Annotated in this window: 5 protein-coding genes; 1 reads left to right on the top strand and 4 read right to left on the bottom strand. The window is 63.1% G+C overall.

All coding sequences use genetic code 11. The features are described 5' to 3' along the window. Positions 1 to 78: 78 nt before the first annotated feature. The gene (locus tag PWP93_RS30470; RefSeq protein ID WP_421047332.1) at positions 79 to 645 is read left to right on the top strand and encodes a PqiC family protein; all 567 of its coding nucleotides are present in this window, start codon (positions 79 to 81) and stop codon (positions 643 to 645) included. Positions 646 to 850: 205 nt separating this feature from the next. Here PWP93_RS30470 and PWP93_RS30465 read toward each other — a convergent pair whose 3' ends face one another. From PWP93_RS30465 to PWP93_RS30450, 4 genes are all read right to left on the bottom strand, one after another. Then, entirely contained in the window at positions 851 to 2,230 is a 1,380-nt protein-coding gene (locus PWP93_RS30465) for a glutamate decarboxylase (RefSeq protein WP_421047331.1), read from the bottom strand. Positions 2,231 to 2,325: 95 nt separating this feature from the next. Further along, entirely contained in the window at positions 2,326 to 3,972 is a 1,647-nt protein-coding gene (locus tag PWP93_RS30460) for a bifunctional aspartate transaminase/aspartate 4-decarboxylase (RefSeq protein ID WP_421047330.1), read from the bottom strand. Positions 3,973 to 4,020: 48 nt separating this feature from the next. Beyond that, positions 4,021 to 5,712, bottom strand: a complete 1,692-nt coding sequence (aspT, locus tag PWP93_RS30455) for an aspartate-alanine antiporter (RefSeq protein WP_421047329.1) — start codon at positions 5,710 to 5,712, stop codon at positions 4,021 to 4,023. Positions 5,713 to 6,285: 573 nt separating this feature from the next. Further along, positions 6,286 to 11,130: an NAD-glutamate dehydrogenase gene (locus PWP93_RS30450; RefSeq protein ID WP_421047328.1), complete on the bottom strand. Its 4,845-nt coding sequence runs from the start codon at positions 11,128 to 11,130 to the stop codon at positions 6,286 to 6,288. Positions 11,131 to 11,325 lie beyond the last annotated feature (195 nt).

Genomic DNA, 11,325 nt, shown 5'->3' with positions numbered 1-11,325 from the left:
ACAGGCGTGCACTCTGCGTCATATGCCCCCCTCGCCCGCTTCAGGGCAGCCGCCGGGGCGGCCGCGCGGATGGGCGCGATGCTCATACTCGCGGGTTGCGGACACAGCCCGCCTATGCACTATGTGACGCTGAGCGCGGCGCCGGCCCAGGCAGCGGGCGCCATGCCGGCAATGCAGGCGGTGCAACTGACCGCGGTGCATATTCCCGCCGAACTCGATCGGCCCGAAGTGGTCACGCAGATCGCACCGAACCGGCTGGCGATCGATGACAACCACCGATGGGGTGCGCCGCTCGCGCGTATGATGAGGCGCACGCTCGCTCAGGACCTCGTGATGCGATTGCCCGCCGGCGCCTTCGTTTTCCCCGACGCGCCGGTGCCCGCGGACACGCGCACGCTGGTCGTCACGATACTCGGCGTTCAGGCCGATGCGCGCGGTGCACTGAAGATGCAGGCATCGTGGACGTTGTTGTCGGGTCAGCCCACGCGTGCCACGCTGACTCGCGAGGCGACGCTCGAAACCGCGGCCCCGGCCAGCACAGCGGACGACGAAGCAGCCGACGCCGCAACGGCCCAGGCCGCCGCGATGAGCCGCGTGCTCGGGATGCTCGCAGACCGGATCGCGGCGTCCATCGCCGCGCACTGACACACATCGAACAAGCCTGCACGTGAACGAAGCCGCAAGACGCGCTCAGCGCGCCTGCGCCACCGCGTCCTCCGCAGTCGACCCGTCGCCGCGAGCGAAAACTTCGCGCGTGGTCGCCTGACTCCAGATGCGCTCCTCGATCAACGTGGGCGTCGGCGCGGCCTGGCACGTGATCACACGCGCCAGGCCATGCGCGCGCCCCGCTTCAGCACTTGGCCGGCGAGCCCTTTAGATGCGCGTGGCCATGCAGCGCCGGCGGCGTGGCATTACCGCCGTGCTCCGCCAGATAGCGGCAGGCATCGATGATGTCACGCCCGAGATTGCTCGCGACGTTGCGGTTGATGTGCGGGCGCACCACAACGCGCAGGCTTCTCACCGACTCCGCGTCTGGCGGCATCGTATAGGCCGATAGCACCCAGCCCTTCTCGCGCACCTTGTTCGACACGTCGAATTCGTTGAAGCGCGTGATTTTCTTGTCCAGCGTAACGGCCACCACCGGAATGCGCTGCGTATCGTTCATGATCGTGAAATAGCCGCTTTTCACGAGCATTTCGCGCAGCGCGAGCGCGTTATCGAGGGTGTGCTGCATGACGCGCTTGTAGCCATCGAATCCAAGGCGCAGGAACTGATAATACTGGACGGCCAGCTGGAAACCATTGCGGCTGAAATTCAAAGTCGCGGTGGGCATTTCACCGCCCAGATAGTTCACGTAGAACACCAGGTCTTCATTGAATACCTTGCGGTCGCGGAATATCACCCAGCCGAGCCCCGGCGGCGTGAGGCCGTACTTGTGTCCGGATGCGTTGATCGATTGCACTCGCGGCAGCCGGAAGTCCCATTGGTAATCCGGATAGAGGAACGGGTGAATAAAGCCGCCCGACGCCCCATCGATATGCATCGGAACCGAAATTCCCGTGCGCCGTTCGTAGTCGTCCAGCCAGGCATGAATGCCGGCAAAGTCGTCGTCTTCCCCCGTAAAGGTCTGCCCGGCAATGGCCACGACGGCAATCGTATTCTCGTCGACGTACTGGCCGAGATCGTCGGCCGTCAAACTATATTGACCCGGCTTGAGCGGCACGATGCGCGGTTCGACGTCAAAGTACCGCATGAACTTCTTCCAGACGATCTGCACGTTGCCGCCCGTCACCAGATTGGGCCGGCTTGCGTCCTTACCCGCTTTCTCGCGCTGCTGCTTCCAGTTCCATTTGTGCGCGAGACCCGCGAGCATGCACGCCTCGGATGAGCCCACCGTCGCAGTTCCGTAAGGCTCCGCGTCGCACGGGCCATTCCACAGTTTGTGAAGCCAGCGCACCATTCGCGTTTCCATCGCGAACAACTGCGGGTACATGTCGTGGTCGATATAGTTCTTGAAGATATTGCGCTTCGCTGTCTCCAATGCTTCGGGTTCGGCGAAGGTCGTCACGAACGACGACATGTTCAGAACAGGATTGGTATCCGTCCATTCGTCGCTTTCGACAAGCGCGGCTGCGGCCCTGGCCGACATTCCGGTTGCCGGAAATTCGTCCTGCGGAACCGGTAAATTGAATTCGTCGTACGGAGTGATCTTCTCGAAATCCCAAGACATCTGAATGCTCCTTTCGGTACGCGCCCTCGGGTTGGACGCTTCATTCCCACGCACCGCCTCAACCGGCTGCGCGGACGGTTGAGGCAGCGCCTGGATTAGCGCGCTACGCTCTTACCCGTCTGCGCGCAATAGCGCTCCAGGTATTCGTCCAGCAGCGTTCGAATCGCATTGCCGATCGCGCGATAGTCCGACTCATTGAGATTGGCGAGCGACACGCGGCCCGACGGATGAGGCGTGCCGAAGCCCTGGCCAGGCAGGAGCACGACATGTGCGTCCCTGGCGAGACGGAACAGCAGTTCAGAAGGCTCGGTGTTCTTGAGCAGCCACTCGACGAAATCGCGGCCATAGGCGCGCTCGCCGAAGTACTCGAGATCCAGCACCGTGTAGTAGTCGACGACGTTCGGATCCCCTTCCTTCAACGGAATGCCGATGGTCTCGAAGAGCGCACGCTTGCGGCTGCGAATGAGGCGCTTGAGCGCATTCTTGTACGCGTCCGGTGTGTCCATGAGCGAGAACAGCGAGAACAGCACCATCTGCACCTGCTGCGGCGTCGAAAGGCCGGCCGTGTGATTGAGCGCGACGGTGCGGCTGTCCGCGACCAGCCGGTCGATGAACTTCAGCTCCTCCGGCTCCGTCGTGATCGACTCGTAGCGCTTGTGCAGCGTCTGTTTTTGCTCTTTCGACAGCTTCGCAAGCGCGCTGTCAAGAACGTTCTCGCGGTGCGTCGCGATTGCACCCAGACGCCAGCCCGTTGCGCCAAAGTATTTCGAATACGAATACACGAGAATCGTGTTCTTCGGAGCGAGTGCGAAGAGCGAGACGAAGTTGTCGGCGAAGGTGCCGTACACGTCGTCGGTGAGGATAATGAGGTCCGGGCGCGTCTTGACGATCTCGGCGATATATTCGAGGCTCGCCGCGTCCACCTTCACTGAAGGCGGGTTGCTCGGATTCACGAGGAAAAACGCCTTGACCTTCGGATCGCGCAGCTTGTCCAGTTCCTTCTTCGAGTACTGCCAGCCGTTCGCGACATCCGCTTCGACGTTGACGATATTGAGCTCGTAGTCGTTGAGCGCGGGAATTTCGATGTATGGCGTGAAGATCGGCATGCCGAGCGCGATCGTGTCGCCCGGCTTGATGAAAAAATTCTCCCGCATCGTGTTGAAAATGTACGTCATGGCCGCGGTGCCGCCCTCCACCGCGAACACGTCGAACTCCCCCACGAACGGATGCTTGCCGATCATCTCGCGGCGCAGGTACTGGCCGACGATGGTTTCCGTGTTCTTGAGGATGCGGTCCGGCACCGGATAGTTGCAGGCGAGAATGCCTTCACACATTTCGTAAAGAAAGTCGCCTGCGGAAAGGCCCAGTTGGTCGCGCACGTACGACACCGCACCCGCGAGAAAATCGACGCCGGCTTGCCCCTTGTTCTCGCGCACGAACAGGTCGAAGCGCTCGACAATGCCTTCGCGCTGCGGGAAGCCGCCCACGCCCGCGGGCATATAGGCAAACGAGCGCTCCGACTCTCGCATGGCGAACAGGCCCAGTTGCCAGAAGCCGTGACGCGGAATCGTCGCGAGGAAGTTGGGATTGCCGCGGCCGGCGTTGAGCATGGGCAGGTTTGCAGCCGAGCGAGCCGTTGCGCCGCCACCGGCCGCCTTGATCAGTTCGTCCTTGAGTTCGAACGGACTGAGCGCCGAGAATTTTTGCGCGTGGGTTGCGTGGTTGTCTTTTGAAGTCGTCAATTTTTGCTCCGTTTCATTAGTTAGCGAAATATCCAATTGGTCCAGACATCAGCTCAGGATCATCACGAGCACCATTCCCCAAATCGTCAGAAGCGTGTTGCCGACCGCGTAGGTCACCGTATAGCCGAGTCCGGGCACCTGGCTGCGTGCGGCGTCGCAGATCATCCCCAGTGCCGCCGTTGTGGTTCTTGCCCCCGCGCATACGCCGAACAGGATCGCGGGGTGGAACTTGAACACGTAGCGCGCGATATACATGCCGACGACCAACGGCGCCGCCGTGGCGAAAATGCCCCAGAGGAACAGGCTGACGCCGAGTTGCTGCAAGCCGGCGACGAATCCGGGGCCCGCAGTGATGCCCACCACGGCAATGAACACATTGAGACCCACGGAGTTCATGAACCACACGGTAGGTTCGGGAATGCGCCCGAAGGTCGGGTGGATCGCGCGCAGCCAGCCGAACACGATCCCGGCGATGAGCGCGCCGCCCGCCGTGGACAGCGTTAGCGGAATGCCGTGCACATTGATCACGATCGCGCCAATCAACGCGCCCAGCGCGATGGCCAGGCTCACGAAGGCAATGTCGGCAACCGTGCTGGGGCGATCGAGCACGCCCAGCGCTTTGGCGGCGGCGCTGGTGTCCTGGGTGCGGCCCACGATCGTGACGGTATCGCCGCGTTCGAGCTTCGTATTGGGCAACACCGGGATCGGCGTTTCGGTGGGCCCGCGCTTGATCTTCTTCAGGTACACCCCGCGTGCGCCGGGCAGGCCCGCGAGTTCCTGCAAGGTCTTGCCGGCAACCGACTTGCTGGTGACGTAAACGTCCACGCCCTCGGTGCTGACGGCGACCAGTTCCGCGTCCTCCACCTCTGCCCCACTCGCACCGAGTTGCGACACGAGCTGGTCGCGCGGTCCGGCAACGGCTATGACGTCACCGGCTTGCACAACGAAGTCCAGCGTGGCTTCCTGGACGGCGTCCGCGCGCCTGACGCGCTCGATGAAAAGCCGCACACCCGCCGCCTCGGAAGCCTCAATCTGGCCAATCGTGCTGCCGATGAGCGCGCTGTTGCCGGCAATGCGATAGGCGCGCAGCTGGTAGTCATGCCATTCGCGGCCCTCCTGCGCGCCGGCACGCTTGCCGCCCAAGCTTGCTTCGTACTCCTTGCATGCGGCCGGCAGGTCGATGCCGAGCAGCCGCGGGCCGAGCGTCGCGAGAATGAGCGCGGAGCCGATCGTGCCGAAGATGTAGGTGACGGCATAGGCGGTCGGCATGGCGTCGAGCAGCGCCTTGGCGTGCTCTGGCGGAAGATGGAGCCGGCCGATGGCATCGGTCGCGAGCCCCATCGAGGCGGAAATGGTTTGCGAGCCGGCGAACAGGCCCGCAGCGGATCCCAGGTCATAGCCGGCGAATCTGGCGGCGACGATGGGAGCGGCGAGGCACAACAGACACTGCACGACAGCGAACAAGGCCTGCGGCAGGCCGTCCTTCGCGATGCCGCGCACGAACTGCGGCCCCACCCCATAACCGACTGCGAACAGGAACATCAGGAAGAACACGGATTTGACATTGGCTGAAACCGTGATGCCGAGCTGGCCAATGGCGATAGCCGCAAGCAGGGTTGCCGTAACGGCCCCGAGGCTGAAGCCCCTGAAGCTCTTGCCCCCCACCCAGTAGCCAATGCCTAACGAAAGAAAGATGGCGATCTCGGGGTACTGCCGAAGTGTGCCTGTCAGCCACGACATAGTGTTTCCTTTTCATGGTCTTGCCGAACGACACGCATCGCGCGGGCATGGCGAATTTCATGTCTTCGGATTTTGAGCGGAAGCATCGCACAGGCCTCTCTTGAAGACTCTCGTTTCTGTCAAATTCCGATGCAATTAAATTGGCGCTTTGATAGCGCTCTAATTCTTGTGAGAATTAACCGAATTTCAGTTGATCGATATAGCGCCGCGTGCTGAAGGACCCGGTGTTTCCGAACCTGACAGGCCGTTCCCAGCGGGCGTAAACACGGTGGGCGAGCGGCTCCTCGGGGAGCGCACGAAGACGCGCGAACAAGCGTTGTGCTTGCACGCGGGCAGGAAATAGCGTTAAGGGATCGAGTCGATGCGAATAAATGAATGCGTGCAATTGACGCAATTCATTCATGAAAGGCTTTATTAATTATTGAAAGAATCTGAATGGACATTCACATTGACTCGTCGAGATTATCAATTCCGGAGATTAAATCTATTGATTGACGCAATGCCAATTCGCGAAATGTTCAGCAGGGGAACCACCCGCATTTAGCCGATGGTTCCCGCGTGACGTCTTGCACCTCAAGGTCGCTCCAGCGCCGCCATCGCGCGCACGATCACAAGCAGCACGGAAAGGCTCACGCCACTCGTCGCACGCAACTCCGCTAGCAGGTGCCCGTAGCGTTCGAGCGCCGCTGCGTGCTGTTCGCACCAGGCATCCACGAGGGCTTGCGCATCGGCGCTGTCGGGCGCGGCGGCAAGCGCGTTCGTGGTGAGAGCGCGCTTGAGGCGCGCCACCTCCGCAAGCGCCGCTGCACGCGCCATCGTGTCCCAATGCGTGGGTGTAGGCAGCGCCGCCGCGCGTTCGCCGATCCAGCCATAGTTCAGGCGCATGTCCAGCGCGAAATAGGCTGCCGCCACGTGCTCGAGCGGCCGGTCGCACGCCGCCGCCACATCGGCAATATCGAGCAGCGCGATGGAAATTTCACCGCTTGCCACCCGCACCGCCAACGCGCTCTCCACGCCCGCGTTCACGAGCGCCGCCTGGCGGGCCGACAATGCATCGAGATCGCCGGCAGGCAATAGCATCGGCAATTGCGGCGCGAGCCGCTGCGCCGCGTCGCGGCAACGCGCGAGCAGCGCCCCTTCGCTGTCCACCGCGCCCGCCTGCAGATGCCGCAGGAACCAGAGCGCAGCGCGTTCGAGCAACCGCGCAACGTCGACGAACATGCGTGCCTGCACGTCGTCGGGCACGCGGTTGTCGAGCGCGTCGATGTCGCGCCACACCTCGTTGAGGTCGAACACGTCGCGCGCCATGATGCATGCGCGCACGATGTCGCCGGGCTGCACGTCTGTTTCTTCCATCAGGCGATGCACGAACGCGCAGCCCACGCGGTTCATGAGCGCGTTCGTCAGGTGCGTCGCGAGAATCTCGCGGCGCAGCGGATGGCGCTGCATCGGTTCGCTGTAGCGCTGCTGCAGCGGATTCGGAAAATAATCGATCAGCAAGTTGGCGACGAGCGGATCTTCCGGCACGTCCGATTCGAGCAGCGCGTCGTAGAGCCACATTTTGCTGTAGGCGAGCAGCACGGCGCGCTCGGGCGACGTGAAACCGAGCTTCGCCCCCTGCCGTTCCGCGATTTCCTCGTCGGTCGGCAGGAACTCGATGGCGCGGTTCAAGCGGCCCGCGCGTTCGAGCCAGCGCATGAGCCGCGTTTCCGCATCGAGCAGTTCCGCGCTGTAGCGGCCCGCGATCGAGAGCGCCTGGGTCTGGTAGTAGTTGTCGCTGAGCACGAGCAATCCGACCTCGTCGGTCATGTCGGCGAGCAGCGTGTTGCGCTGCTTCATGGTCATCTCGCCATCTGCCACCACGAGGCCAAGCAGGATCTTGATGTTGACTTCGTGATCCGAACAGTCGACGCCCGCTGAATTGTCGATGGCGTCGGTATTGATGCGCCCGCCGCGTTGGGCGAATTCGATGCGGCCGAACTGCGTGACGCCCAGATTGCCGCCCTCGCCCACCACCTTGCAGCGCAGTTCCGCGCCGTTCACGCGCACCGCGTCGTTCGCTTTGTCGCCGACCTGGGCATGGGTCTCGCGCGCGGCCTTCACATAGGTGCCGATGCCGCCGTTGTAGAGCAAATCGACGGGCGCGAGCAAGATCGCACGAATCAATTCGGTTGGAGCGAGCGACGCGGCCTCGATGCCCAGCGCGCTTTGCACGGCCGCCGAAAGCGGAATGGTCTTCACGGTGCGCGCGAACACGCCGCCGCCCGCCGAGATGGCCGCTGGATCATAGTCGGCCCAGCTCGATCGCTCGAGCGCGAAGAGCCGGCTGCGTTCCGCGAAGCTCGTTGCCGGATCGGGATTGGGGTCGAGAAAGATATGCCGATGATCGAACGCGGCAACCAGCTTGATGTGCGGCGAGAGCAGCATGCCGTTGCCGAACACGTCGCCCGACATGTCGCCGATGCCGACCACGGTGAAGTCGGTCGCCTGCGTATCGACGGCCATCTCGCGGAAGTGCCGCTTGACCGACTCCCACGCGCCGCGCGCCGTAATCGCCATCTTCTTGTGGTCGTAGCCCACCGAGCCGCCCGAAGCGAAGGCATCATCGAGCCAGAAGCCATATTCGTGCGAAATCGCGTTGGCGTAGTCGGAGAAGGTCGCGGTGCCCTTGTCCGCCGCAACCACCAGATACGGATCGTCGGGGTCGTGGCGCACCACGTCGGGCGGCGGCACGATCACGTTGTTCACGAGGTTGTCGGTGAGATCGAGCAGGCCGCGCAGGAAGGTCTGATAGCACGCCACGCCTTCGCGCATCCACGCTTCGCGGTCGGTGAGCGGCGGCGGATTCTTCACCACGAAGCCGCCCTTCGAGCCCACCGGCACGATCACAACGTTCTTCACCATCTGCGCCTTCATGAGGCCGAGGACTTCGGTGCGGAAGTCCTCGCGCCGGTCGGACCAGCGCAAGCCGCCGCGCGCGACGCGCCCGCCGCGCAGGTGCACGCCTTCCACGCGCGGCGAGTAGACCCAGATCTCGAACATCGGCTTGGGCTCGGGCAGCCCGGGCACTTTTGCCGGATTGAACTTGAACGACAGCGACGGAAGCAGCGCGCCGTCCGCATCGCGACGGTAATAGTTGGTGCGCTGCGTCGCGTTGATGACGCCGAGAAATTGCCTGAGTATGCGGTCTTCGTCGAGATTGGGGACCTGGTCTAGCGCGCTTTCGATGGCTTTGAGCGCGCGCTCGGTGCGCACCTCACGCGCTTCTCCCACATCGCCGACCATGGGATCGAAACGAATGACGAACAGCTCGACGAGCTGGCGCGCGATAGCCGGGTTGCCCGTGAGGGCACGCTCGATATAGGCATCGCTGAATGTCGATCCCACCTGGCGTAAATACTTTGCATACGCGCGCAAAATGGTGACTTCGCGTGCGCTCAAATATGCGCGCAGCACGAGGCGATTGAAGTTGTCATTCTCGATACGCGCGCTCCACACGGCTTCGAATGCATCTTCGAACAGATCTTTCACGCGTTCGATGTCGAACTCCGCGTCGTCGGCGAGCTCGAGGCCGAAATCGTGCACCCATGCGGGTTCGCAGCCCGGCGCTTCGATGATGTAAGGACGCTCTTCATCCACGCGCACGCCCAGATGCTCGAGCATCGGCAGGCTGCGCGACAGCGCGATGGCTTCGCCCGTGCAGTACACCTTGAAGCGGAACGCGCGCGGTCCGGCTTCAATGGGGCGGTAAAGATTCATGGCAATGCGCCGCGTGCCTTGCACGCGCTCGATCAGCTCGATGTCGCGCACGGCGGTGCGCGCCGGATAGTCGTCGCGATAGCCGGCGGGAAACGAATCGGCGTAGCGGTGCAGGAGCCGGGTGCCCTGCTCTTCGCCAAAGGCGTCGAGCAAAGCGTCGGCCAGATCGTCTTGCCAGCGCCGCGTGACCTGCACGAGCCGCGCCTCCAGCTCGCGCGTGTCCACCTGGGGCATCGCGCCGGTTTTCGCATGGACTACGAAATGAATGCGTGCGAGCGCCGATTCGGACAGCAGCGGCGTGAATTCCACCGATTCGCCGTTGAACGCTTCCTTGAGCAGATTGGCAACGCGCAGGCGCAGATCCGTGTTGTACTTGTCGCGCGAAACGTACACGAGGCAGGACACGAAACGGCCGAAGCGGTCGCGCCGCACGAACAGGCGCGTGCGTTGATGTTCCTGCAAGCGCAATACGCCCATGGCAACGTCGAAAAGGTCGTCTTCGTCGGCCTGGAAGAGTTCGTCGCGCGGCCAGGTTTCGAGCACCGTCACCAGCGATTTGCCGAGGTGCCCTTTGGGCAGGAAGCCCGCGCGCCGCACGATGTTCGCGCATTTGCGGCGCACGATGGGAATTTCGGAACTGGAGACCATATAGGCCGTGGAGGTGTAGAGCCCCACGAAGCGCCGCTCGCCGCTCACCTTGCCGTCCTGCCCCACGAGCTTCACGCCCACATAGTCGAGATAGCCGGGCCGATGCACGGTCGCGCGCGAATTCGCCTTGGTCAGGAAGATGGGCCACGCGCCCGTGATGATTTCCGACGCCGCGCTGGGCAGCGGCGTCGTGTCGGGCGTGCCGGGCGCGCGCAGCGACTCGCGCAGGATGCCGAGGCCCGAGCCTTCCACGCCGCGCAGGGCGAAGCCATCGCCGTGCTCGACGAGCGCGTAGTCGCGCTGGCCGAGGAAGGTGAAATGGTCGGCCGCCATCCATTCGAGGAACGCGCGCGATTCGACGTCTTCGGCGCTGCTTTCGCGCGCCTTCATGGCCTTGATCGTGGCGCGCGCCACCTCGACGATCTTCGGCCAGTCCTCGACCGCCGCGCGCACGTCGCCTAGCACCTTGGCGATAGCGCCACGCAGTTCCTCGAGTTTCGCTGCATCGCCGCAGCGGTCGACTTCGAAATGGATGAACGAGGCGAGTTGCGACTGGCCGTCGTCTGCGCCCGCGCCGCCCATGTCCACCCGCACGATCGCACCGTCCTGGCCGCGCCAGATGCGAAACACCGGATGCATCACCGAATGCAGCGCGAGCCCGAGCTTGTTGACGGCCATGGAGACCGAGTCGACGAGAAACGGCATGTCGTCGTTGACGATCTCGATCACCGTGTGGTCGGAGTGCCAGCCGTGCTGCTCGAGGATCGGGTTGTAGACCCGCATGCGCTCGCTGCCCGGCACGAAGCGCTGCGCCGCCTGCCAGTGCGCCATGGCGGCGCCGTAGAGATCGGCCACGCTGCGGCTGCGCAGGTCTTCGGCGTCGACGAAGTCGTAGTAATGCCTTAGAAAAGGTTCGACGATCTGGAAGGTCTGTTCGGGTAAACGCCCACGCGCGAATTCCACTAGATCGGAGAGCAGATGGGTGACGAATTCCTCGTTTCTTACTTGCATGGCGGACTCCAGAAAGGACGGCCATGGACTGCATCGGCGGGAGTTCATTATGCACCGGCCTCACGCTGGAAAGGGCTGGATGTGCGCGTTGCGCGCGGTACTGAACAGCGTGGCGCGCCGCATTGCAGCATTTACAGGACCCTATTGGCAGTGCGCTTTTCAATTTACGGGGTCGAATACGGGTTACAAGAAAGC

The organism is Paraburkholderia sp. A1RI-2L (assembly GCF_048957375.1).
Taxonomy (GTDB): Bacteria; Pseudomonadota; Gammaproteobacteria; order Burkholderiales; family Burkholderiaceae; genus Paraburkholderia.
The sequence above is the reverse complement of the archived record's forward strand: the minus strand, read 5'-3'. Positions and strand labels throughout refer to the sequence as shown.